Annotated in this window: 18 protein-coding genes; 5 read left to right on the forward strand and 13 right to left on the reverse strand. The window is 33.7% G+C overall.

The features are described 5' to 3' along the window. The 4 genes from BOW57_RS17265 to thrA form a co-directional block, all read right to left on the reverse strand. A partial coding sequence (locus tag BOW57_RS17265; RefSeq protein WP_206734758.1) for a helix-turn-helix domain-containing protein occupies positions 1–298 on the reverse strand: 298 nt, incomplete at its 3' end. A 243-nt stretch (positions 299–541) separates the two neighbouring features. Further along, entirely contained in the window at positions 542–1831 is a 1290-nt protein-coding gene (thrC, locus tag BOW57_RS17270) for a threonine synthase (RefSeq protein WP_129056056.1), read from the reverse strand. Positions 1832–2252: 421 nt separating this feature from the next. Next, a complete protein-coding gene (locus BOW57_RS17275; protein WP_129056058.1) occupies positions 2253–3173 on the reverse strand; it encodes a homoserine kinase in 921 nt (306 codons plus the stop codon). 150 nt (positions 3174–3323) lie between these two features. Beyond that, positions 3324–5771, reverse strand: a complete 2448-nt coding sequence (gene thrA / locus BOW57_RS17280; RefSeq protein WP_129056060.1) for a bifunctional aspartate kinase/homoserine dehydrogenase I — start codon at positions 5769–5771, stop codon at positions 3324–3326. 559 nt (positions 5772–6330) lie between these two features. Between thrA and hutH the strand changes: the two genes are divergently transcribed. Genes hutH through BOW57_RS17295 form a run of 3 tightly spaced genes read left to right on the forward strand, consistent with a single transcriptional unit; the run spans position 6331 to position 9903 of the window. After that, the gene (gene hutH / locus BOW57_RS17285) at positions 6331–7845 is read left to right on the forward strand and encodes a histidine ammonia-lyase (RefSeq protein ID WP_089052334.1); all 1515 of its coding nucleotides are present in this window, start codon (positions 6331–6333) and stop codon (positions 7843–7845) included. Between the two features lie 48 nt (positions 7846–7893). Then, a complete protein-coding gene (locus tag BOW57_RS17290; protein ID WP_089052333.1) occupies positions 7894–8538 on the forward strand; it encodes a DUF47 domain-containing protein in 645 nt (214 codons plus the stop codon). 30 nt (positions 8539–8568) lie between these two features. After that, positions 8569–9903, forward strand: a complete 1335-nt coding sequence (locus BOW57_RS17295) for an inorganic phosphate transporter (protein ID WP_129056061.1) — start codon at positions 8569–8571, stop codon at positions 9901–9903. A gap of 89 nt (positions 9904–9992) precedes the next feature. On the opposite strand, the gene BOW57_RS17300 is transcribed toward BOW57_RS17295, so the two are convergent. The 3 genes from BOW57_RS17300 to BOW57_RS17310 form a co-directional block, all read right to left on the reverse strand. Then, the gene (locus BOW57_RS17300) at positions 9993–10514 is read right to left on the reverse strand and encodes a DUF421 domain-containing protein (protein WP_129024434.1); all 522 of its coding nucleotides are present in this window, start codon (positions 10512–10514) and stop codon (positions 9993–9995) included. Between the two features lie 108 nt (positions 10515–10622). Beyond that, the gene (gene rimK / locus BOW57_RS17305; protein WP_089052330.1) at positions 10623–11990 is read right to left on the reverse strand and encodes a 30S ribosomal protein S6--L-glutamate ligase; all 1368 of its coding nucleotides are present in this window, start codon (positions 11988–11990) and stop codon (positions 10623–10625) included. Between the two features lie 140 nt (positions 11991–12130). Then, positions 12131–14677 carry an ATP-dependent Clp protease ATP-binding subunit gene (locus BOW57_RS17310; protein WP_089052329.1) on the reverse strand — a complete coding sequence of 849 codons (2547 nt, stop codon included), beginning with the start codon at positions 14675–14677 and terminating at the stop codon, positions 12131–12133. 258 nt (positions 14678–14935) lie between these two features. On the opposite strand from BOW57_RS17310, the gene gyrA reads away from it, so the two are divergent. Beyond that, a complete protein-coding gene (gene gyrA, locus BOW57_RS17315) occupies positions 14936–17578 on the forward strand; it encodes a DNA gyrase subunit A (RefSeq protein WP_129056063.1) in 2643 nt (880 codons plus the stop codon). A 43-nt stretch (positions 17579–17621) separates the two neighbouring features. Further along, positions 17622–18893 carry a tetratricopeptide repeat protein gene (locus BOW57_RS17320; RefSeq protein WP_129056065.1) on the forward strand — a complete coding sequence of 424 codons (1272 nt, stop codon included), beginning with the start codon at positions 17622–17624 and terminating at the stop codon, positions 18891–18893. Positions 18894–18965: 72 nt separating this feature from the next. On the opposite strand, the gene BOW57_RS17325 is transcribed toward BOW57_RS17320, so the two are convergent. The 6 genes from BOW57_RS17325 to BOW57_RS17350 all read right to left on the reverse strand — a co-directional run bounded on the left by BOW57_RS17325 (position 18966) and on the right by BOW57_RS17350 (position 26367). Further along, a complete protein-coding gene (locus BOW57_RS17325; RefSeq protein ID WP_129056067.1) occupies positions 18966–19385 on the reverse strand; it encodes an OsmC family protein in 420 nt (139 codons plus the stop codon). A 306-nt stretch (positions 19386–19691) separates the two neighbouring features. Next, positions 19692–21683, reverse strand: a complete 1992-nt coding sequence (locus BOW57_RS17330; protein ID WP_129056069.1) for a DUF349 domain-containing protein — start codon at positions 21681–21683, stop codon at positions 19692–19694. A 293-nt stretch (positions 21684–21976) separates the two neighbouring features. Beyond that, entirely contained in the window at positions 21977–22702 is a 726-nt protein-coding gene (locus BOW57_RS17335; RefSeq protein ID WP_241687467.1) for a lipid A phosphoethanolamine transferase, read from the reverse strand. Positions 22703–22803: 101 nt separating this feature from the next. Next, the gene (locus tag BOW57_RS17340) at positions 22804–23553 is read right to left on the reverse strand and encodes a shikimate dehydrogenase (protein WP_089052323.1); all 750 of its coding nucleotides are present in this window, start codon (positions 23551–23553) and stop codon (positions 22804–22806) included. Beyond that, on the reverse strand, positions 23553–24950 hold the full coding sequence (locus BOW57_RS17345; protein WP_089052322.1) for a tetratricopeptide repeat protein: 1398 nt from the start codon (positions 24948–24950) through the stop codon (positions 23553–23555). The genes BOW57_RS17340 and BOW57_RS17345 overlap by 1 nt, the downstream gene beginning before the upstream one ends. Positions 24951–25167: 217 nt before the next feature. Beyond that, on the reverse strand, positions 25168–26367 hold the full coding sequence (locus BOW57_RS17350) for an aspartate aminotransferase family protein (protein WP_129056074.1): 1200 nt from the start codon (positions 26365–26367) through the stop codon (positions 25168–25170). Positions 26368–26389: the final 22 nt, after the last annotated feature.

Below are 26389 nucleotides of genomic sequence, written 5' to 3' on the forward strand. Positions count from 1 at the left end.
AAGTAAAATTATTGTATTCAAAATTTATTTGAGGTTCAATATTTTCATTAATAAACTGGCGATATGTAGCTTCATCAGTTGGATTTTCAATTCCAAAAATATCTTTTGTTTTGTCCTGATTTTCTTTTATACCAATGATTATGTACTTTTCATCATCAGATAAATGATTTGTAAATGCAGAAAAGTCTTTAAGAATTTCATTCTTTTTAGTATCTTTTCCTAAAATATATTGCGTTTTTTTGAAATCTACTTTGTGACTTTCGTTTTCATATTCAATTATTTCGATAACTTTTTGCACAATTTTATTTTTTAAAATATCTCATTTATTGGGGAAACAAACTTTCGGATATACACCTAAATAGGGGTAGATAAGAGAAACTTTATTTCGTTTTCTTGCTTTTCAAATATATGTTTTTTTTATTGCCAATTTTTACGGATTTCCGTACTTGATATTTTTTATATATTAAGTCAAAATAATTAATGGTAATCCAATAAAAAAAGCGAGTATTTTTTTACTCGCTTTAATAATCTATGTGTTTTTTTATCCCAAAAAAGCCTTCAACTCCTCATAACTCTTAATCTTCACACTAACTTTCTCCTCATTAATAACATTTTCAATTTGAGCTGGAATAGGAAGTGTAATTCCCAAAGCTGGCTCAACAACATCTAAGAATTTAATAGGATGTGCTGTTTCTAAGAAAATACCAATTGCGTTTGGGTGTTTTTCAAGCTCTTTTTTCAAACCTAAATAACCAACAGCACCGTGAGGTTCTGCGATATAACCGTCTGTGTTATAAATTTTCTTTAGCGCTTCAAGTGTTTCTTCATCGGTATAACTATAAGAAGAGAAGTCTTTTTCGAAAGCTTTTAAGTCATTATTGTACAATTCTTGAATTCTAATAAAGTTGCTTGGGTTTCCAACATCCATGGCGTTAGAGATTGTTGCTTTAGAAGGTTTTGGGTCGTATTTTCCGTTTTCTAAGAATCTTGGCACCGTATCGTTTACGTTTGTAGAAGCAACGAAATGCTCAATTGGCAAACCTAATTTCTTTGCCATAATTCCAGCACAGATATTCCCAAAGTTTCCGCTTGGGCAAGAGAAAACTAACGGTTTGTTTTGGCTTTTCAACGCTTTGTAAGCAAAGAAGAAATAAAACATTTGCGGCAACCAGCGCGCAATATTAATAGAATTTGCTGAGGTAAGGTTTTTATGCGCCAGAGTTTCATCTAAAAACGCTTTTTTTACCATATCCTGACAATCGTCAAAAACACCATCAACTTCAAGCGCTTTAATGTTTTGCCCTAAAGTAGTCAATTGTTTTTCCTGAATATCGCTCACTTTTCCTGACGGATATAAAATGACAACATCGACACCGTCAACGCCTAAAAATCCGCTCGCAACAGCTCCGCCTGTATCTCCAGAAGTGGCTACTAAAACGGTGTTTTTAGCGTCTTTTTTGTCTTTATTGAAATAGCCCAAACAACGCGACATAAAACGCGCTCCAACGTCTTTAAAAGCCATTGTTGGGCCGTGAAATAATTCTAACGAATAGATTCCGTCTTCGACTTTTACAACTGGAAAATCAAAAACCAAAGTGTCAGCAATGATTTCTTTTAATTTGTCTGCAGGGATTTCATCGCCAACTAATTGTTTAATCGCTTCAAAAGCAATTTCTTCGTGGCTTAAACTTTCGATTTTATCAAAAAATGATGCATCTAACGCGGTGATATTTTCTGGGAAATATAATCCTTTATCACTCGCTAATCCTTGTATAACAGCTTCCTGAAAAGAAACTTTTGGGGCATTGTGGTTTAAACTGTAGTATTTCATTGGTTGTTTTTTATTTAACCGCAAAGAACGCAAGGAATTGGTTTCTTTTGAAAACGCAGAGATCGCAAAGCTTTGTGGTAATATTTTTTATTCAATAGTTATTTTTAAGCATTTTTGTCATTTCGACGTAAGGAGAAATCTTCGCAAGTAACTCTGTTCCAATAAGTCAATCTTTGTCGAGCTTCTCGCGAAGATTTCTCGTTCCTCGAAATGACAAACTATATGGATATTCTTTATGTCTGTACTTTGTCGAGCTTCTTGTGAAGATTTCTCCTTTCAGTCGAAATGACAAACTGCACGGTTATGTATCGTGTCTATACTTTGTGAGGCTTCGACTCCGCTCAGTCTGACAAACGTTTTGTTTTTTCTTTTTGTTTAAATTGTTTCACAAATCAATTCGGGAAAATTCGTGAAATTGGTGTTATATAATCCTCACGCCATCCGGATTTATCTTCGAAACGTGAATTTCATATGGTAAACTCATTCTTTCGTAAACGTCGCTCATGGCTTTTGCGATTTGGTCAGCGGTATTTTTTCCTCTGCTTAAAGCAAAAATCGACGGGCCTGAACCTGAAATTCCAGAACCTAAAGCGCCATTTTCGTAAGCCGTTTGTTTGATTTGGTCAAATCCCGGAATTAAAACACTTCTTAAAGGTTCAACAATTTCGTCATGAAGCGATCTTCCAATCAAATCGTAATCTTTGGTGTAAAGACCTGCAACAAGTCCGCCGACATTTCCCCACTGCATGATGGCGCTTTTCAGCGAAACGTTTTGTTTTAAAACCGAACGAGCATCAGACGTTTTCAACTCAATTTGCGGGTGAACAACCGTTGCGTACAATTCTTCTGGACTGTCAATTCTAATAATATCAAGCGGAGCGTAACTTCTAACTAAAGTAAATCCGCCTAAAAGGGCAGGAGCAACATTATCTGCATGCGCGTTTCCGCTGGCTAATTTTTCGCCCTGCATCGCAAACTGAACCAAATCTTTACGAGAATAAGGTCTTCCTAATAATTCATTGATTCCGAAAACTGCTCCGGCAGAACTTGCCGCACTGCTTCCAATTCCGCTTCCGGCTTTTATGTGTTTGTAAATTTCAATTTCAAATCCAAAATCCAAAACGCCTAAAGTTTCAAGCATTGCCAAAGCCGCAACTCCAGAAACGTTTTTCTCGGTTTCCAAAGGCAGATCAGCACCTACAATTTTAGTGATTCGAACTCCTTTTTGATCGACTTTTCGAACAATCATTTCATCGCCCGCATTGTCTAAGCAAAGTCCAAGTACATCAAATCCGCATGAGAGGTTTGCAATAGTTGCTGGGCAAAATAGTTTTATTTCCATTTCTAAGGTTCTGAGGTTCTAAGATGCTAAGATTCTAAGGTTTCTGTAGCAACTTTTTATTTTTTAGTTTCTAAGGTTTTGAGATTCTAAGAGGCTAAGATCAGTTTTGAAAAAAACTCAGAACCTTAGCGTCTTAGAACCTTAGCACCTCTAAATATTCCCTATTCTAATAACGTCTGCAAAAATTCCTGATGCTGTAACAGCTGCTCCGGCACCCGCTCCTTTTATCAATAAAGGCTGATCTACGTAGCGATCTGTGTAAAACAATACAATATTGTCTTTTCCTTCTAAGTTGTAAAAAGGGTGATCTTTTGGGATGAATTGCAGACCAACGCTTGCTTTTCCGTTTTCGAATTGTGCAACGTATTTCAATCTTGAATCTTTGGCTAAAGCTTCGTTGTAAATACCTTCAAAATGTGAAGCGTGTTTGATTAACGATGCAAAAAAGTCTTCGTTGTTTGTTGTCGCTAAACAATCTGCCGGCAAAAACGATTCGTTTGCGATCGCGTCAATATCCATTTCATAACCGCTTTCGCGAATTAGAATCAGAATTTTACGAGCAACGTCGATTCCGCTTAAGTCAATTTTTGGATCTGGTTCTGTAAATCCTTGAACTCCGGCTTCTTTTACCACATCGTGGAAAGAATTGTTTTTGTCGAAATTATTGAAAATGAAGTTCAAACTTCCAGATAAAACCGCCTGAATTTTATGCACTTTATCGCCAGAAGCAATTAAGTTTTTTACTGTGTCTATAATTGGTAATCCCGCACCAACATTCGTTTCAAATAAAAACGGAGCGTTGTATTGGCGAGATAAGCTTTTTAGTTTTTTATAATTATCATAAGCAGATGAACACGCAATTTTGTTGCAAGTTACAACCGCAATACTTTGTTTTAGGAATTGTTCGTACAATTCAGAAACGCTTGCATTTGCTGTAATATCAACAAAAATACTGTTACGTAAATTCATTTCTTTTGCACGCAGAATAAATTCTGCAGCATTAACTGGTTCACCTTTGTCTAAAGCCGATTTCCAGTCTTTTAATGAGATTCCGTCTTCATCAAAAAGCATTTTTCTAGAGTTTGATAAAGCGATTACACGAACATTAATTTTTAAATTGTCTTTTAAAAATTTTCTTTGATTGTGAATCTGCTCGATGAATTTTTCGCCCACATTTCCAACTCCCATTACAAATAAGTTGAGCTGTTTTGTGTTTTCTTCAAAGAAATTTTCGTGTAAAGTATTTAATGCTTTTTTAACGTCTCTTTCGTTAATTACAGTCGAGATATTTCTTTCTGAAGCACCTTGAGCAATGGCACGAATGTTCACGTTGTTTTTACCTAAAGTACTGAACATTCTTCCGCTTAAACCTTGGTGATTTTTCATGTTTTCGCCAACCAAAGCAATAATGCAAAGATCTTTTTCAACGATACACGGATCAATTTTATTTTGAAGAATTTCAATTTCAAAAGCTCTATTAATTGCAGCTTCGGCATTATCAGCATCCGAATTTAAAATTCCAATACAGATTGAATGCTCAGAAGAAGCTTGAGTAATAAATATAACATTGATTTTTTCCTGAGACAAGACTTCAAACAAACGTTTTGATGAACCTGAAACGCCAATCATTCCCGGACCTTCAAGTGTTACAAGCGAAATATTATCGATATGACTGATTCCTTTTACAACAGTATCTTTTGAGGAAACATGGTTAGAAATCAAAGTTCCTTGGGCTTCTGGTTCAAAAGTATTTTTGATTAAAATTGGAATGTTTTTTCTTAAAACCGGCTGAATTGTTGGCGGATATAAAACTTTGGCTCCAAAATGCGATAATTCCATCGCTTCCTGATACGAAATGTCGGCAATAGGTCTTGCTTGCTTAACAATTTTTGGATTTGCAGTAAACATTCCGTTTACATCAGTCCAAATTTCTAATTGTTCTGCTTCAAGAGCGCCTGCAACAATTGCAGCTGTATAATCAGAACCGCCGCGGCCTAAAGTAGTAGTAATTCCATCAGGAGTTTGTGCTATAAAACCAGGTAAAATATTGATTTGTGCTTGATTTTGTGCAAAATATTCTTGAATCAAATTGTTTGATGCTTCAAAATTTACAACTGCTTTACCAAAATTATTATTTGTTTTTATTAATTCGCGGCTGTCTTTATAAACCGCATTTTTGTCAATTTGCTGATAAGCCTGTGCGATGATAAAAGACGAAAGTAATTCGCCAAAACTTAAAATAGTATCAGCAGTTCTTGGAGATAATTCTCCTAATAAAAAACAGCCGTCTAGTAACGTTTCCAGATGATTTATGATTCTTTTTACATGGCTCAACAAGCTGCTTTGCTCACTTACAGGTATAAGTTCTTTTAGCGTGTCAAGATGTTTTTTCTCTATTTCGGCAACAATATCTCTAAAACTCTCGTCACTCGCTGCCGCTTTTGCAGCTGCTAATTGCAATAAATCGGTTACTTTGCTAAGCGCAGAAACTACAACAACTAATTTATCTGTTTTTGATTTTTGATTAACAATTTCGAGAACGAGTTTTATATTTTGAGCATTGGCTACCGAAGTTCCGCCAAATTTTAATACTTTCATTTTGATATTTTTTTTCTTTTATGCAAATATTTTATCTATCCAATAACTCTCTTCTTTCAAGAAAAAAGTATAGGTAACCTAGGATTATATGTAAAAATGTATACCCCTAAGGGGTAGTAGTTGTTGTAGTAGAAGTAATGGTAGCAGCAATTGCAACTCTAGTTTGAGTTGTTATTGTAGAATGATATTTTACGCTGTTACTTTTCATTTTGATTTTTCAAAAGTACTGTTTTTTAGATGTAATTAAAACTCCTTGAGCCTTTTTACGAATATTTTAATAATTCAAATCTCAAAATTTCAATATTGAGTATTTGTTAAAATTAGATAACCTAAATTGAGGTTTTGATATTATTAAGAACGCATTTTGAAATAAAAACCTATTGCAACGAGTTGATTTTTAATGAAAAAATAGGCAAAAAGCAGTAAAAGACTCAGTTTTTAGCATTGAGAAAAAAATAAAAGTGAAGAATGACTTGCATTGAAATTTTAATTATTGTGATAAAATGTTGCTTTTTAATATTGATTTGTTGAATTTTGACATCTTAAATTGAAAAACATCATGAGAGAAATCCATTATATAAGTACAGAAACATTAAGTTTAGAAGCTTTACAAGAAATCATCGTTCTAGATAAAAAACTTGAATTGTCTGAAGAGGCAAAAGTAAACGTGCAAAAATGCCGTGATTATCTAGATAAAAAGATGGCTTCACATTCAGAACCAATTTACGGAATCAATACCGGTTTTGGATCGCTTTGTAATGTGAAAATCTCTAATGAAAATTTATCACAGCTTCAGGAGAATCTTGTTAAGTCGCATGCTTGCGGAACTGGCGAAGAAGTTCCTGCAGCAGTTGTAAAATTGATGCTTTTACTTAAGATTCAATCTTTAAGTTACGGACATTCTGGTGTACAGCTTGTTACATTAGAGCGTTTGGTTGATTTTTATAATAATGATATTCTGCCGGTTATTTATACACAAGGATCATTAGGAGCGTCTGGAGATTTAGCGCCGCTAGCCCATTTATCTTTACCGTTATTAGGTGAAGGTGAAGTGTTTTTTGAAGGTAAAAGAATGGCTTCTGCCGAAGTTTTAAAACATTTTAACTGGGAGCCAATTGTTCTTCAGTCAAAAGAAGGTTTGGCTTTACTAAACGGAACGCAGTTTATGAGTGCTTATGGAGCTCACATTTTATTAAAAGCCTATAAATATTCGTATTTGGCAGATTTAATCGGAACAATTTCATTGGAAGGTTTTGATGGAAGAATTGAGCCGTTTAATGAATTGATACATTATATACGTCCGCATAAAGGGCAGATTGTAACAGCACAACGTATTAATGAATTTTTGGAAGGAAGCGAAATTATTGCTCAAGAGAAAAAACACGTTCAAGATCCGTATTCTTTCCGTTGTATGCCTCAAGTTCACGGCGCATCAAAAGATGCCATTGATTATGTTAGAAAAGTATTCAAAACAGAGATCAACTCGGTTACAGATAATCCAAATATATTTATAGAAGCAGATCAGATTATTTCTGGTGGAAATTTCCACGGACAGCCTTTAGCTTTAGCATTAGATTTTATGGCAATTGCTTTGGCTGAATTAGGAAGTATTTCTGAAAGAAGAACGTATCAATTGATTTCAGGATTGCGCAATCTTCCAGCTTTTTTAGTTGATAATCCAGGATTGAATTCTGGTTTTATGATTCCGCAATATACAGCAGCAAGTATTGCAAGTCAGAACAAACAACTAGCAACTCCGTCAAGTATAGATAGTATTGTTTCTAGTAATGGACAGGAAGATCATGTGAGTATGGGAGCAAACGGAGCTACTAAAGCTTTGCGTGTTATGGATAATTTAGAGCGAATTTTGGCAATCGAATTGTTAAATGCTTCACAGGCAATTGCCTACAGAGAACCTTTAAAATCAAGCGATTTTATTGAAATGTTCTTGAATAGCTATAGAGAAGTTGTGCCTTTGGTAAAAGAGGATAGAATCTTACATTATGACATTGAAAAGACTATTTCGTTCCTTGATAGTTTCCAAATTGAAAACGATTTGTTAACAATGGCTTAACATTGTAAAATATTATTGAAGTAATTTTGCACTATCAAAAATATAAAAATGTCAATAAACAGTATTTTCCAATTTTTAGTGCCGAAAGACAAGAAATTCTTTCCACTTTTTGAAGAGGCTTCAAGCAATTTAATTGAATTAGCTTCTAATTTACACGAAGCTGTAAACCTTCCATTGAAAGAAAGAGAAGTTCTTTTTCAAAAAATTGATGAATTAGAGCAAAAAGGTGAAGATATTACGCGTCAAACCAATCTTGAATTGAGTAGAAATTTTATTACTCCATTTGATAGAGAGGATATTCATACCTTGATTACTTCTATTGATAACGTTGCCGATTATCTTCATGGTGCAGCAAGCCGTATGAAATTGTATCAAGTTGATAAGATTACAAAATCGATCAGAAAGATGACAGAAATCAACCTTGAAGCTTGTCAAAACATTGACAGTGCAGTAAAAGAGTTGAGAAACTTAAAGAATTTTAAAGTTATCAAAGATTCTTGTGCTAGAATTAACAAGCTGGAAAACAAGTCTGATAATGTATATAACAAAGCAGTTTTTGAAATTTTTGAAAACGAAACAGATGCTAAAAATATTATTAAATATAAAGAAGTGTTATCTGTTTTAGAATCAGCAACAGACAAGTGTAAGAGTGTTGCGAACATACTAGAATCTATTTCTGTAAAACATTCTTAATTCAATTTTTCATTCTGAAGTTATAATTTTATGACGCTACTTATATTAATTATAGTATTAGCTTTAATATTTGATTACATCAATGGTTTTCATGATGCGGCAAATGCTATAGCGACTGTTGTTGCTACAAAGGTTTTAACGCCTTTTCAGGCCGTTCTTTGGGCAGCATTTTTTAACTTTCTGGCTTATTGGGTTTTCGGATTTGGTGTTGCGGATACTGTTGCTAAAACAGCGCACACAATGGAAATTAACCTAGTGGTAATTCTTGCCGGTGTTATTGCGGCAATCTGTTGGAACTTACTAACTTGGTGGTTAGGAATTCCTTCAAGTTCTTCACATACTTTAATTGGAGGTTTTGCGGGAGCAGCTGTTGCGCATGCAATTGCAGTTCATGGTTTCTCTGGTTATATTGGTGAAGACGGAACAACACATTATTGGTATGAAATTGTAAGCTGGTATAAAGCAGGAAAAGATGGTGCAATGCCTTCGGGAGTTCTTATTATCATTGCATTTATTGTTTTAGCGCCTTTATTAGGAGCTTTGGCTTCGTACTTAATTTCGATCTGGCTTTTAAATGCTTCTCGTAAAAGTATTGGTCCTAAGATTTTTACAGGACTTTTGATGATTGCAACTGTATGGTTTGTATATACTCAAATGATTCCTTATTCTGAAATCGAAAAACCTAGATTTGATTCTCATTTTTGGAGTGTTGCTTTTGAAGCTCATAATATTAAATGGTTTTTAGTTGCCTTTATTATTTTAACGGTAAGTACTTTTTGTTTAATATTCAGTAGTTTGAATCTTCATCAAGCTGATGCTGCTTTGAAAAAAATGCAATTATTATCTTCTGCAGCTTTTAGTTTAGGTCACGGAGGAAATGATTCTCAAAAAGTAATGGGTATTATCGCTGCTGCGGTTGCGGTATATATCAACACAAATCCTGGTGTTCATATGGATGCTTGGTTAGATGTTGTTTTACCAAATGATGATTTAGGAATAAAAGGAGTGATGCCTGGATGGATTCCGTTAGCGTGTTATTCTGCAATTGCTGCGGGAACTTTAAGCGGTGGATGGAAAATTGTGAAAACAATGGGTTCTAAAATCACAAAAGTTAGTTCATTTGAAGGTGTTGCTGCAGAAACTGCGGGTGCATTAACCCTTTATTTTACTGAACATTTGAAAATTCCTGTAAGTACAACGCATACTATTACTGGATCTATCATTGGAGTTGGGTTAACTAAACGTGTATCTGCGGTAAGATGGGGAGTTACAGTAAGTTTAATCTGGGCTTGGGTATTAACTATTCCAATTTCAGCTTTATTGGCAGGTTTGGTTTATTTTGTACTAAGCATATTTATTTCTTAAAGTGATTATTATGAAATGTGAGTATAAATTGCATTTCATCTAAATATTTAAAAAGCCGATTTCAATTTGCAATCGGCTTTTTTTTTGTTTTAAAACTTTTGAAGATTTTTACGATTGTGTTTTCGTTTATAATGCGTTTGTTTTAATTTCTTTTGATCTTGCGAAATAATACTGATTGTACCGTCTATTTCTAACATAGCGAGCTTTATATCTGTTAAATGTTCTAAACCATGTTCACGTGCCGCTTCTTTTAATTCGTCGTGTGAGATGTCTAATTTGCTTAAGGCTTTAAAATCAAGTTTACCGTTATGAATAAGAATCTCGGGTTTGTCTAAAAGTAAATTGTTTAGTGTTTTATAACGATGAGTCAGCTTTTTTATCGTGAAGTTAATTACAAATAAAACCAAAGCGGCTACTAAACCGCCAACAAGACTAGTATCTGGACCAACCATTGCATTCTGAACCGAATTACTGATTAACAGAATTAAAATTATATCGGCTGTATTTAATTGCGAAAGTTCTTTTTTACCGAATATTCGTAAAGCGATAGTCATAAAAAAGTAGACCGCAACACTTCTGATTATTATATCTAAATAAGGGAATTGTATCATTTCTATTCTTTTGTTTTATTAAAGTTAAATAAAAAAGCTTTGTCAAAGTTTGAAACTTTGACAAAGCTGCTAAATTATTTATGCGTTATTAAGTTTAAATGAACTTAATTATAGTTTGAAATTTTTCTCAATGGCTTTAATCATTTCTCCGGCAACATCTTTATTAGTTGCGCCTTCGATTCCTTCAAGACCTGGAGAAGAGTTTACTTCAAGTAATAACGGTCCTTTAGAAGATCGAATAATATCGACTCCTGCCACTTTTAAATCCATTGCTTTTGCGGCTTTAATAGCGATCTTTTTTTCTTCCGCTGTTACTTTTATTACAGATGCAGTTCCGCCAAGGTGAATATTGGCTCTAAACTCGCCCGGCATAGCTTCACGCTGAATTGCAGCAACTACTTTCCCGTCGATTACAAAGCAGCGAATATCTTTTCCGTTGGCTTCTTTAATGAATTCTTGAACTAGAATATTAGCATTTAAACTTTTAAAAGCATTGATAACACTTTCTGCGGCTTTTTTAGTTTCGGCTAAAACGACTCCTTTTCCTTGTGTTCCTTCTAATAATTTGACAATTAAAGGTGAACCGCCAACCATTTTAATTAAGTTGTCTGTATCAAGCGGAGAATTAGCAAAACCAGTTGTTGGAATATCAATTCCGCTGTTTAAAAGTAATTGCAGTGAATATAATTTATCGCGAGATTGTGTTATGGCTGTTGCTGAGTTTAAACAGAAAACTTTTAAAGCTTCAAACTGACGTGTTAATGCGCAACCATAGAATGTAATACTTGGTCGGATTCTTGGAATAATAGCGTCAAATTGATTTAAAATTTTTCCGCCTCTGTAATGAATTTCAGGAGTTTTGGCGTCCAGTTTCATGTAGCATTCTTTAATATTTAAAAAATGCATTTCATGACCACGCATTTCTCCTGCTTCCATGATTCTTTTATTACTGTATAATTCAGGATTACTGGCTAATAGTCCAATTCGTAAGCCTGAACTGGCTTTTTCTGAATTTTGATATAATTCTTTAAGAGATTCTGGAGTTGGCTGTCCAAGAAGGTATTTTTCTTCTGGATCGACCAATACACGGCCGCTCATGGCTTCACGTCCTAAAAGCATTCTAAAGCCCATAGAATCACGATTGGTCAAAGTCATTTCGATTGGCCATTTTGAATCGCCAATTTTAATGCTGGTTTGAATTACATAACGATGTTCTCTAAAACCGCTTGAGCTTTTTACAATTCTTTTGTCAACCAGTGGTGCTTCACAATGAATGATGGTTTTGATGTTATTTTGAATTGGATTAATGTCAAATTTCACCCAATTGGCATCATTTTTTATAAAAGGAGCTATGTTTATGGCGTGCATTGCTGATGTTTTGGCACCAGAATCAACCCGAGCCTTGATTGTCGGGATTCCTAGTTCTGGAAATGAGCACCATTCTTCGCTGCCTAAAATGACTTTGTGTTGAAGCATACGTTGTTTTTTATTATAGAATTTAATATCCAAAAATAGCTATTTGCTTTTACTAAAGATAGTAAATTATCCAAAAAAAATACCCGTTATGTTATGAAAACGTAACGGGTATATTATTTTTGTTATAAATTTAAATCATTTTATTGATTTGTAGGCTCTTCAGCTTTGTGAATTTCTACTGAAAGCTCTTGTGAGTCATCTTTTAAATCCATCATGATTTCATCACCTGAATGTATTTTTGAAGTGATGATTTCTTCGGCTAATAAATCCTCAACATATTTCTGAATTGCTCTTTTAAGCGGTCTTGCACCAAATTGTCTGTCAAAGCCTTTTTCAGCAATAAATGCTTTTGCTTTGTCAGTTAAGCTTAGTTTGTAACCTAATTCAGCAATACGAGAATATAGTTTTTTAAGTTCAATTTCGATAATTAAATCGATATCAGCTTTTTCTAATGCGTTGAATACGATTACGTCGTCAATTCTGTTTAAGAATTCAGGAGCGAAAGTTTTCTTCAAAGCATTTTCGATAATGCTTTTAGAGTTTTCATCGGCTTGAGCCACTTTTGCAGCAGTTCCGAATCCTACGCCTTGTCCAAAATCTTTTAACTGACGTGCTCCAACGTTAGATGTCATGATAATTATAGTATTTTTAAAGTCGATTTTACGACCTAAACTATCTGTTAAATATCCATCATCTAAAACTTGAAGCATCATATTAAACACGTCTGGATGCGCTTTTTCGATCTCATCTAAAAGAACAACACAATATGGTTTTCTACGAACTTTTTCGGTCAATTGTCCGCCTTCTTCGTAACCAACGTATCCCGGAGGCGCTCCAACTAAACGAGAAATTGCAAATTTTTCCATGTATTCGCTCATGTCGATACGAACTAATGCATCTTCAGAATCGAATAATTCTTTTGCAAGTACTTTTGCTAATTGCGTTTTACCAACACCAGTCTGACCTAAGAAAATAAATGAACCAATTGGTTTGTTAGGATCTTTAAGTCCGGCTCTGTTACGTTGAATAGAACGTGCAATTTTAAGAACGGCTTCATTTTGACCAATTACTTTGTTCTGAATTAATTCAGGTAATTGAGCTAATTTGTTGCTTTCTGTTTGTGCAATTCTGTTTACAGGAATTCCTGTCATCATCGAAACAACATCAGCTACGTTATCTTCTGTAACTTCAATTCTGTTGTTTTTAGAATCTTCTTCCCATTGTTCTTGCGCAGCAGCTAGATCTTTTTCTATGCGTTTTTCATCATCGCGAAGTTTGGCAGCTTCTTCATATTTTTGTTTTTTAACTACCATGTTTTTCATTTCACGAACTTCTTCTAACTGGCGTTCTAAATCAAGAATTTGTTTTGGAACGTCAATATTAGTGATGTGAACACGAGATCCTGCTTCGTCAAGAGCATCGATAGCTTTGTCTGGTAAGAAACGCTCAGACATATATCTGTTTGTTAATTTAACGCAGGCTTCAATTGCTTCTTGGGTGTAAGTCACGTTGTGGTGATCTTCGTATTTGTCTTTTACGTTATTTAAAATTGCAATTGTTTCTTCAACAGAAGTTGGTTCAACAATTACTTTTTGGAAACGTCTTTCTAAAGCGCCGTCTTTCTCAATATATTGTCTATACTCGTCTAGAGTAGTAGCACCAATACATTGAATTTCTCCTCTTGCTAAAGCAGGTTTGAACATGTTTGAAGCATCAAGTGAACCTGTTGCTCCGCCGGCACCTACAATAGTGTGAATTTCGTCAATAAAAAGAATAATATCGTCGTTTTTTTCAAGCTCGTTCATTACGGCTTTCATTCTTTCTTCAAACTGTCCTCTGTATTTTGTTCCAGCAACTAAACTTGCTAAATCAAGTGTTACAACACGTTTGTGGAAAAGGATACGGGATACTTTCTTCTGAATAATACGCAAAGCAAGTCCTTCTGCAATAGCAGATTTACCAACTCCAGGTTCTCCAATAAGAAGCGGATTGTTCTTTTTTCTACGGCTTAGAATTTGTGAAACGCGTTCAATTTCTTTTTCGCGTCCAACAACTGGATCTAGTTTTCCTTCTTCCGCCATTTCTGTTAAATCTCTCCCAAAATTATCCAAAACCGGAGTCTTAGATTTTTTGTTTGACTTATTGGCTGGATTATTGAAACTACTTTCTTTTAGACTGTCATCTTGTCCTGAATCGTCATTATACGATTCGTTTCTTGGCAAGTTTTCTAAGAATTCTTCTTCGTTTGGCGTCATGTTTAAATATTGTTCTTTAGCTATGTCATAATCTATTTTTAGTTTATTCAACAGCTTGGTTGTTGGATCGTTTTCGTTTCGTAAGATACATAAAAGCAAGTGAGCTGTGCTAATTGATGAGCTTTGGAATACTTTCGCTTCAAGAAAAGTGGTCTTCAGGGCTCTTTCGGCCTGTCGGGTAAGATGAAGATTTTTCTTTTCGGCATTTACTTCCACGCTGTGGTTAGCTGGACTCAGTATTTCTACTTTCCTGCGTAAATGATCTAAATCGACTGCTAGGTTATTAAGTATATGAATAGCTTTTCCGTTACCATCTCTTAAAATGCCCAGCATTAGATGTTCAGTACCAATAAAGTCGTGTCCTAAACGAAGGGCTTCTTCTTTACTGTATGTAATAACATCTTTTACTCTTGGTGAAAAATTATCATCCATAATATATAATTGGTATTGTAAATTTAGTGAATTACTGTTTGAAAAACAAAAACCGTACCCATCGAGAACTCCTGTCAGCTAATTGACAAAAAAAATAATAAAAAAACAGTTAAAAAACGCTTAATTTATTAACTAAAAGGCAAAATAAAGTTGTTAATAAATCATTGAAATAAGTGTAAGTAAATAGCTGAAAAAATTCCAAAAAAACGTATCTTGGCACGCTTTGAAACTAATATAATTATTTAAACATAACAACTTATGTCTGAAGGAGAAAAGTTAATTCCTATTAACATTGAAGATGAAATGAAATCAGCTTACATCGATTATTCGATGTCAGTAATTGTATCGAGAGCGCTTCCGGATGTTAGAGATGGCTTGAAACCAGTGCATCGAAGAGTTCTTTACGGAATGTATGATTTAGGTGTGACTTCAAGATCAGCCCACAAAAAATCTGCGAGAATTGTAGGAGAGGTTCTGGGTAAGTATCACCCGCACGGAGATACTTCGGTATATGATGCAATGGTGCGTATGGCTCAAGAATGGAGTATGCGTTATTTATTAGTGGATGGTCAAGGTAACTTTGGATCTGTAGATGGAGACAGCCCGGCAGCGATGCGTTATACTGAGGCCAGAATGCGCAAGATTTCTGAAGAAATTATGGCAGATATCGAAAAAGAAACTGTTGATTTTCAATTAAACTTTGACGATACATTATATGAGCCAAAAGTAATGCCAACAAGAGTTCCTACTTTATTAGTAAACGGAGCAACAGGTATTGCAGTTGGTATGGCGACAAATATGCCGCCGCACAATTTAACTGAAGTTATCAATGGTACACTAGCGTACTTAGATAATAATGATATTGAAGTAGATGAATTAATGACACATATTAAAGCTCCAGATTTTCCAACTGGTGGTGTAATATATGGTTATGAAGGAGTTCGTGAAGCTTTTAAAACGGGTAGAGGACGTATTGTAATGCGTGCCAAAGTTGGTTTTGAAGAAGTTGACGGAAGAGAGTCTATTATTGTTACTGAGATACCTTATCAAGTTAACAAAGCCGAGATGATTAAACGTACGGCTGATTTAGTTAACGAGAAAAAGATTGAAGGTATCGCAAATATCCGCGACGAGTCTGATAGAAATGGTATGCGTATCGTTTATATTTTGAAACGTGACGCTACACCAAACGTAGTTTTAAATACCTTATATAAGTATACTTCATTACAATCTTCTTTCAGTGTAAATAATATTGCATTGGTAAAAGGACGTCCTCAATTATTGAATCTAAAAGATATGATTCACTACTTTATTGAGCACCGTCATGATGTAGTAGTTAGAAGAACGCAGTTTGAATTACGTAAAGCAGAAGAGAGAGCTCATATATTAGAAGGTTTGATTATTGCTTCGGATAACATTGATGAAGTAATTGCAATTATTAGAGGTTCTAAAAATACAGAAGAAGCTCGTGATAAATTAATCGAAAGATTTAGTTTGTCAGATATTCAAGCTCGTGCTATTGTTGAGATGCGTTTACGTCAGTTAACAGGTCTGGAGCAGGATAAATTAAGAGCTGAGTTTGAAGAATTAATGAAATTAATCGAGCATTTGAAAGCTTTATTAGCAGATGTTAATTTAAGAACGAATTTGATTAAAGAAGAATTGGAGGAAATTCGCGATAAATATGGTGATGATCGTCGTTCTCAAATTGAATATTCAGGTGGAGACGTAAGTATCGAGGATTTAATTGCTGATGAAAATGTAGTCATTACAATTTCTCATGCTGGTTACATTAAACGTACAAATCTTACTGAATACAAAACTCAAAATAGAGGTGGAGTTGGACAAAAAAGCGCAGGAACAAGAGATCAAGATTTCCTTGAGCATATGTTCGTTGCAACAAACCACCAATATATGATGTTCTTTACGCAAAAAGGAAAATGTTTCTGGATGCGTGTTTACGAAATTCCAGAAGGAAGCAAAACGGCTAAAGGAAGAGCAATTCAGAATTTAGTGAATATTGAAAGCGATGATAAAGTAAAAGCTTTCATTTGTACGCAAGACTTAAAAGACAAAGATTATATCAATACTCATAATCTTGTAATGGTTACTAAACAAGGACAGGTTAAGAAAACTTCTTTAGAGAAATATTCTAAACCTCGTGCAAATGGTGTTGCTGCTATTACAATTAAAGAAGGAGATGAGTTACTTGAAGCGAAATTAACTGATGGAGAAAGCCAAATTATTTTAGCTGTTAAATCAGGTAAATTGGTTCGTTTTGAAGAAACAAAAACACGTCCGATGGGAAGAACAGCTTCAGGAGTTCGTGGAATTACTTTAAAAGATGAAACTGATGAAGTAATTGGTATGGTTACTGTTGCTAAAAATGATGTAAACGATTCGCAAATTCTTGTTGTAACTGAAAATGGATACGGAAAACGTACCAAATTAGTTGATGAAGATGGTGAAGATGTTTATAGAATTACAAACCGTGGAGGTAAAGGGGTTAAAACTCTTAATATCACTGAGAAAACAGGAAAGCTTATCTCAATTAGTGCTGTAACAGATGCGGATGATTTGATGATTATTAATAAATCTGGATTGACTATTAGAATGGCTATTGAGGATTTACGTGTTATGGGACGTGCAACTCAAGGTGTGAGATTGATTAACTTAAAAGGAAAAGACTCTATCGCTGCTGTTACAAAAGTAATGAAAGATGATGCTGAAGAAGTTGTTGTAGATGAAGATGGCAATGTTATTGAAAATGCAATCGAAAGAGTTAAACCAGACTTAGAAGTTCTTGAAGACGATGGTGTTGTAGAAGATGACGATGATGATGATTCTGAAGAAGAAATTGAAGACGAAGACGATTCAGAGGAAGAAGAATCAGAAGAATAATTATAAACCACTAAAATAAAATTAAATATACAAATTGAACATTATGAAAAGTAAATATGTAATACTTGCATCAGCACTACTGATTTCAGTAGCTACTTTTGCTCAAAAAGATCAAATTAAAAATGCTGAGAAGGCATTAAAAAGCGGTGATGCTCAAGGAGCGATCACGATATTAAAAGATGCTCAAAACTTGATCGCTAATGCTAAAGATGTTGAGCAGGCTCAGTACTATTTTGTACAAGGAAATGCTTTTTTAGAGTTAGCAAATAAAAAAGTTGAAGAAAGTAAAAACTTATCTGCAGCTGCTGACAGCTATAAAAAATTAATTGAAGTTGAAAAAGCATCTGAAAAACAAAAGTATTCAACTCAGGGAGCAGCATCGATTACTGAAATTAAAGGTAAATTGATTAATTCTGCAATTGCTGATACTCAATCTAACAAAAGTGCTGAAGGAGCTAAAAAATTATATGAAGCGTATTTGTTAGATAAAAATGATACTATCAATTTGTATTATGCAGCTTCGACAGCAGTAAATGCTCAAGATTTTGATAGTGCCCTTCCAATGTATGAAGAGTTGAAAAAATTAAACTATTCAGGAAAAGGAACGATGTATACTGCAATAAATAAAGCAAACAGTAGTGAAGATGGTTTTAACAATGCAAAAGAAAGAGATTTAGCTGTAAAGTTAGGAACTCACGAAAAACCTAAAACAGAAACTATTCCTTCAAAAAGAGGTGAAATTTATAAAAACTTAGCGTTGATTTTAGTTCAAAAAGGACGTACTGAAGATGCTAAGAAAGCGATTTCTGATGCTAGAAAAACAAATCCAGAAGATACTTCTTTGATTTTGACAGAAGCGAATTTATATTTAGAAACTAAAGATTTCGATATGTATAAAAAATTGGTTGGTGAAGCGTTAGAAAAAGAACCAAACAATGCTGATTTAGTTTTTAATTTAGGTGTATTAAGTGCAAATGCAAAGAATGCTGCTGATGCTGAGAAATATTACTTAAAAGCTATTGAAATCAATCCGAGCTATACTAATGCATACCTTAATCTTGCTGCATTAAAATTAGAAGCTGAAAGACCAATTATTGATGAGATGAATAAATTGGGAACTTCTGCAAAAGATATGAAACGTTACGATGTTTTAAAAGCACAAAGAGAGCAAGTTTTTAAAGGAGTAATTCCTTATCTTAAAAAAGCAAACGAGTTAGATCCTAAAAACGAAGATGTTTCTAAAACATTATTAGGAGTTTACAAAGCGTTAGAAATGACTGCTGAAGCAAAAGCTTTAAAAGCTACAATGAACTAATAGCTTTTACCCATTATATAAAGAAAAAACCATCAGCCACAGCTGATGGTTTTTTTATGCTTTGTTTTCAGCTTAATTTACTAGTGCCGCAGAAAGAGTAATTGTTGTGTTTAAGAGTTTAGAAATCGGACATATTTCTTTTGCTTTTGCGGCTGTTTTTTCAAATTCTTCTGCAGAAATTCCAGGAACTTTTCCTTTTAAGTCCAAATGAATTAAAGTAATAGAACCATCTTCAAAAGTTACTGTTGCCTCTGTAGATAAATCATCGGCAATAAAACCTGCTTCATTAAGTAAAAAACTTAATTGCATTGTAAAACAGCCTGAATGAGCTGCAGCGACTAATTCTTCAGGATTTGTACCAACGCCATCTGCAAATCTAGTCTTAAAAGAGAGTTGTGCTTTGTCTAAAGTTGTGCTTTGTGTACTTATAGTTCCTTTTCCTTCCATACCGGTTCCTTGCCAGTTGGCATTTGCTTTTCTTGTAAATTTCATTTTCTGTCGTTATTAGAATTAATATTAGTGTGGTTATTTTGTTGATTATCAAATATAAACAATATTTTTTAGAACGGTTTTACGAAGTTTGATGATAATGTTAAATTTCGGGTTGAAATGAGATTAAGGTTGGGGCGAATTTTACCGCAAAGCGCGCTAAGATTTTTGTTTTACATTGCGGTTAGAAAAACACAAAGTTTGCATATAAAACTTTGCGTGCTTTGCGGTGAAAAAAAAACGTTTTAACATAAAAAAGGTGTAACGAATAAATCATTACACCTTTTTTTATTGTTTAAACTTAAAACGTTATTCTTGACCTAAGTTTCTTAATTGTTTCAATTTATCTTTCCAGACATCAAGACTTTCTTTGTGGATCGCTATATTTTTACGAACTTCAAGAACAATTGAATTCTCTTTTTTAGCATTTTTAGTATTCGCAAAAAACTGAATATTATTTTCTAATTGGAAAATTTCATTTTGAACTTCCTCAATTTTACGCATCAAGAAAATCTTTTCATTGTCTAATTTGCGCGTATCGTTACTGTCGCTCAATGAATCAATTCGATTAGAAAAACGAATCATTTCAGTTTCTTTCTTGCTTAAGCTTAATTTTTCAAAAAGAGCATCAAGGATTTTGTTGAATTTTCCTTCAATATGACGTCTTGAAAATGGAACTTTTCCGTAACCTTTCCAGATCTCAATATGTTTTTTAATTGCATCTAAATCAGTTTTATGATCTCCCGTCAACTGATAAGTACGAAGAATATCTAAGTAAGCTTTTTTGTTGTCAAAAGCAGCAACTTCATCACCGTTTTCTTCTGATTTATGTTCTTTTAGTTTATCGAAATAATGGTTACAAGCGTCTTTGAATTCTTTCCAGATTTTGTCTGAATATTTTTTAGGAACGTGACCAATCTGTTTCCATTCTTCTTGAATTTGTTTCATGATTGGAGTAGTTGCATTAAAGTCAACACTTTCCTGTAATTCTTTAGCTTTGGCAACAAGAGCCATTTTCTTATTCAAATTGTCGTTTTGATCTTTTTTAATGTCTTTATAAAACGAATTTTTAAATGCATTAAAGTTTCTTACGGCAGTTTTGAATGCAGCCCAAGTCTCTTCATTTACTTCTGATGGTACTTTTCCTGCTGCGAAAAACTCATTTCGAAGCGTTTCAACTTTTTGAATTTGCACCAGCCATTGCGAGTGTGAATTTACTTTCTCTGTTCCTAAAACTTCAATCTTAGCAATGATTTCTTTTTTTGCTTCAAGATTGTTGTGTTCGTTTGCACGCTGACTTTCAAACAAAAGTTCTCTTTTGTCATGAATCTTTTTTGTCAATTCACTAAACTTGTTCCAGATAGTATCACGGTGCTCTTTAGAAACAGGACCAATATCTTCTTTCCAAAGTCTATGTAAATCTTGTAATTCGCGGAAAGCCTTACTTATGTCACTTTCATTTACAAGTTCTTCAACTCTTGCAATAATTTTTTGCTTTTGCTCTAAATTGTGTTTAAAGTCTAAGTCTCTCGCTTCACGATCTAAATGCAGATAATCATAAAAATTTTCTACATGAAAATGGTAGTTGTTCCAAACGTGATTGTATTTGTCTTTAGGAATCGCTCCAGCATTTTTCCATCTTTCTCTTAAATCATTAAAGTGTTTAAGAGTATCTTTTATGTTTTCCTGTGGATTTATCAACTCTTTTAATTCTTCTACAATCGCAAGACGATTGTCTAAGTTTGATTTTAAGTTGCTTTGTAAATGTTTAAAGTGAGCATTTCTTTTCTCTCTAAAAACATTATAATATTCATCAAATTTAGATTTCAAAGGAGAATGATATTCAAACTCTTCGTTTGGATCTTCTTTTGAAGCGTTAAACTCTTCTTTTTTCTCTTCTATAAGATGATTGTATTGTAGTAAAAATGATTTCTTTATTTCTTCAATATGGTCTTTTACAGACATTATTTTGTCTATGTTTACCAGTTTCTTTAACTCGTCAACAAGGGCGTCTAATGTAAAAGTGTGATAATCCTTCATAGGAATATCATGACGCTCTTTCAGTGTTTCGTCTTCACTTTCTTCAGCATTAGAATTTGTGATGGCATCCAGCGCATTTTGATGATCCGTCTCTTCAGTTTCTACATTTTTTTCTTCTTCAATTTCAGTATTCGAAATTGAATTTTCAGATACTGTTTCAGAAACGGGTGTTTCTATAGTATCGTTTTGTGTAGAATCAGTAGTATCGATTTCTAATTTTCCGTCTGCTTCTTGCAGGTTATCATTCTTTTCTTCTAACATTTTAAATGTATAAGGTTTTTACTTTAACAGTGCGAAAGATAGTAAAGGTGTTTCTAAATACAAAATAAATCGTTTGTTTATACGCTATTTTACGATGAAATTCTTATTTAATGAAGATGTTTAGAAATATGATATCTGTTTTTTAGATTTTTTTTTGAAGTAAATTTAAATTGAGAATAGATATGCTTTTAAGAAAAAAGCCTGAAAATTTGCACTTCTATTGTGGATTATTACTTTTATTATTAGGATGAAGAATAGGAGAGATCGTTAAAATAATCTTTTATAGGAAGTTTTTAAAACAGAATCAACATTCCGACTTCGATACCAAAGTTGTAGGTTTTGTAAGCGCCAAATGCAATACTTGGATGAACATATGCCATATCATTTTTGGTGATTTTTCTGCCAAACTCTACAAAAGCATTATTAGGAAAACCTTTGTTTATGGCATTGTGTCTAAAAGCAGCGTCGGCAGCAATCCAATTTTTACCAATAATGTACATAAAGTAGTTTTCGAATGCGGTAGTATTAATGTCATTCCTATTACTGGATCCTGCAAAACTGCTTTGATTTTCTAATGAAGTAATCCATAGGAGTTTATTCGGAATTAGATATTTTCCAAAAAATACTGCAGGAGCAAATACCCATTTTCCAGATCCTAAAGCGGGATCTGCTGCTGAATTTGAAAGCACTCTTGCACGAAAAGCGATACCTCCATTTTTTTGTTCTAAGTAAGGAATGTAACTGACACCAACACCGATATCTCCAATTCCGGTTTTATTGATTGAGGAAGTATTTGAAGAAACTAACGGAAGATCGACTCTTAAATTCCAAGCTTTGTTTCCAATTGGATGTAAGAATCGAAGTTCAGTTGTATTAAACGAGCCATTGTCTGTATCTAAATATTCATTAAAAAGTAAAATTGTTTTTAGATAGTAATGATATCGGGCTTCTGAATAAAGGTTTGATGAATTTATGTCGATATCACTAGAGTCCTGTGCCTTTGCAGAAAATGTAATCAAAAAGCATATAAAAAAAATAGTGGCGATTTTTTCATAACTACTTATTAATGAGTAGTCTAATTTATGAAAAAATACTTTACTATTTTTATTTCAGGTGCATATTACTTGTTCCATATTTTCCAAGCTTTTTCTGCCTGAAAAATAAGCATATCGTATCCATTTTTTATTACAGCTCCTCTTTCTTTCGCATTTTTTAAGAATTGAGTTTCCGCCGGATTGTAAATTAAGTCATAAGCAATATGCTTGTCTGTAAAAAACTCATATGGAAGATCTGGACAAGCTTCTATGTTTGGACTTGTGCCTACTGGTGTACAATTGATAATAATTTTGAAATTATCAAAAGTAGTAGCGTTGATTAAATTATAATCAATGATATTTTCTTTTGCTTCTCTTGAAACAAAAATGTACGGAATATCAAGTTCGTCTAGAGCAAAGGCAACGCCTTTTGATGCGCCGCCTGTGCCTAGAATAAGTGCTTTTTTATGATGTGGTTCTAATAAAGGTTTTAACGATTTTTTAAAACCGTAATAATCAGTATTATATCCTTTTAGTTTACCTTTTTTAGTGAATTTAATCGTGTTTACAGCGCCAATTAGGGCTGCTTTTTTTGAAAGTTTATCTAAAAAGGGAATGACTTGCTCTTTGTAAGGAATTGTTACATTTAATCCTTTTAAATCAGGATTATTCTTGATTAATCCTTTGAAATGATCAATTTCAGAAATATCAAAATTTTCATAGGTGTTACCGGCAAAAACTTCATCGTTGAATTTCTCTGTGAAATAACCTTTTGAAAATGAGTAACTAATATTACGACCTAGTAAGCCAAAACGTCTTTTTAAAATACCAATCATTATTGTTTTCTGTGTTTTTCGATGTAATTTCTAACTGTTTTTTTTGTCCAAACTACTGGAAATAAATCTTCGATTAAAATATAATTATCGAAGTTTAAGCGTAATCCATTACTTAAATGAAATTTTGCTTTTGTGTTATCCTGAATCATAAAGTACAATCCTGCCAAACGATATTCGATTTCATTTTCTTCTGGAAAATATTCAGAAGCTTGTAATAAAGTTTGTATTGCGCTGTCAAATTCTCCTAAAAACTGAAGAATATCAACCCAAAATAACCACGTATCTAAGGCATGATCTCCAAATTCGACTGCTTTTCTATAACCAAATTCAGCTTCTTCAAAAAAGTTCATTTGTTTGTTTATGGTTGCATAACGCTTCCAGTACAAACGATTTTGATTGTCGATTGCTAAAGCTTTATTGACAAAAAATAATGCTTTTTGAAAGTTCTTTTGGCGAACATAAAAATCTGTAATTGCAATCCATCCTTTGTCTAAAAGAGGATCTTCGTGTACAGTCTGATTGTAATATTGTAACGCTTTTATTGAATTTCCAAGCTTTTCGTAACATTTTCCAATACGCAATAAGGCATAAGAAGTTGCGTCGTCTAATTCGATTGTACGATTATAACTTTCGATTGCTTCGTTGTATTTTTTTAGACGTTCGTAAGCTTTGGCTTTTTCCATAAATGCCCCTAAAAACTCATCGTCTATTAAAGTCGCATAATCAAAAGCGCGAATTGCATTTTCGTATTCTTTTACTCCGTAATGCAAGCGCCCAAGCTGATGCCAAGCGATTTCGCTGTACGGATTTTTGTTAATGTATTCGTTAAGATAGAGAATGGCTTCTTGGTTTTGATCTAAAAATTCAAAACAATAAACCACGTTGTATAAGGCAGATTGATCTTCTAAGTCTTCTTCAAGACATTTGATAAAGCTGTCTTTTGCCATTTCGAGGTTATCCATGAAAAGATATTCCATTCCAATCAAGTTGTACACGTCAGCATAGTCATCTGTATATTGCAGTGCTATTTTAAGTAATTCTACTGCTTTTTCGTGTTGATCTCTTTTCGAACAAATATTAGCTTTCTGGATATAAATTTCCTCGTTGTTAGGTTCAATCGCATATAACTCGTTTAAAAGCTTTTCAGCGATTTCAAGTTTGTCGTCATAAACCAGCATTTCTACTTGTACTAATTTTAAGCCTGTAGATTTTGGATGTTGGTCTAATGCAAGTTTTAAGGCCTTTTTTGCTAAATTAGCCTTGCCTATGTCTAAATAATGAAGAATGATTTCTTCAAATTCTTCAGAATCAAAAAAGAGCACTTTGTTAGTTTTTAACATCGACTCAAATTTGGATAGGGATAGGTTATAATCTTCTTCTTCGTTGCTTAATTGCATACTTTTTTTTATTTGAAATTAGCCTGTTATAAAATTAGGCAACCATATTATTGATGCGGGAAAGGAAAATTAATTGTTGTGAACAATTTAATTAACAATATGGACAGAATTCCATTTCTGTTTTTAGTCATAATCTTCTGATAACAAAAAGATTATTTGATTATTATATTTAGTAACTGAGATGTCAAGCAAGTTTCATTTGCTGTTGAAATAAGACTTAATTTTTAGTTTGTTCCTTTTTCAATATTTCATCCATAACATTTAAAATTATGGCACAGCCTTCTTTTATTTCTTCTTCTGAAATAGTTAACGGCGGTGTTATTCTTATAGCGCATCCTTCAAAGAGCAGCCAGAATAAAATTAGTCCTTTGTCTTGACAATTTAAAATGACCTGATTGGTTATTTCGGCCGTTTCAGTCATAGCGGCAAGCATTAATCCCTTTCCTCTTACTTCTTTTATCAAAGGATGTACCAAAAGCGATCTAAAGAGTTTTTCTTTCTCTAAAGTTTGCTGCATTAAATTTGTCTCAGTTAATTCCTGCAAAGTAGCAAGACAGGCTGACGCAATGACAGGATGACCTCCAAAAGTAGTAATATGTCCAAGTTTAGGATTCTCGGTTAAAAGATCCATTTTTTCTGCCGAAGCTGTAAAAGCTCCAACAGGCATTCCGCCTCCCATACCTTTTCCCATTACCACAATATCTGGAATAACATCATAGTTTTGAAAGCCAAAAAGTTTTCCTGTTCTTCCAAATCCAGGCTGAATTTCATCGACAATAAACATTGCACCAACTTCATCACAACGCTTGCGCACCTTGTGAAGAAAATTATTTTCAGGCTGAATAAAACCAGCTCCGCCTTGAATAGTTTCTAATAAAATTGCCGCTGTTCTAGTTGTGATTTTTTCTAAATCAGCTTCGTTATTAAAAGTGATAAAGTCTACATCAGGAAGTAAAGGGCGAAAAGCTTGTTTGCGCTCTTCAAATCCCATTACACTCATAGAACCCATTGTGTTTCCGTGATATGCGTTGTGACAAGAAATAAGCTGGCTGCGTCCAGTTACTCTTTTAGCTAGTTTTAAGGCACCTTCAATGGCTTCTGTACCTGAATTTACTAAATAGGTTTTATTTAAAGATTCTGGAAGCAGAGAAGCCATTAATTTGCAATATTGAACAGCAGGACTTTGCGAATATTCTCCATAAACCATTACGTGCGAATATTTGTCTAATTGGTCTTTTATGGCTTGATTGATTCTTGGGTGTTGATGTCCCAGTGTACAAGCCGAAACCCCAGCAACAAAGTCTAAATATTTTTTATTACTAGTATCGTAAATATAGGAACCAATGGCATGCGAAACTTCCATTCCTAATGGGTATGGAGATGTTTGTGCTTGGTATTTTATAAAATCTGGATTCACTATTGTTTGTTTTAAAAGTTTC

The organism is Flavobacterium sp. YO64 (assembly GCF_004119505.1).
Taxonomy (GTDB): Bacteria; Bacteroidota; Bacteroidia; order Flavobacteriales; family Flavobacteriaceae; genus Flavobacterium; species Flavobacterium oncorhynchi.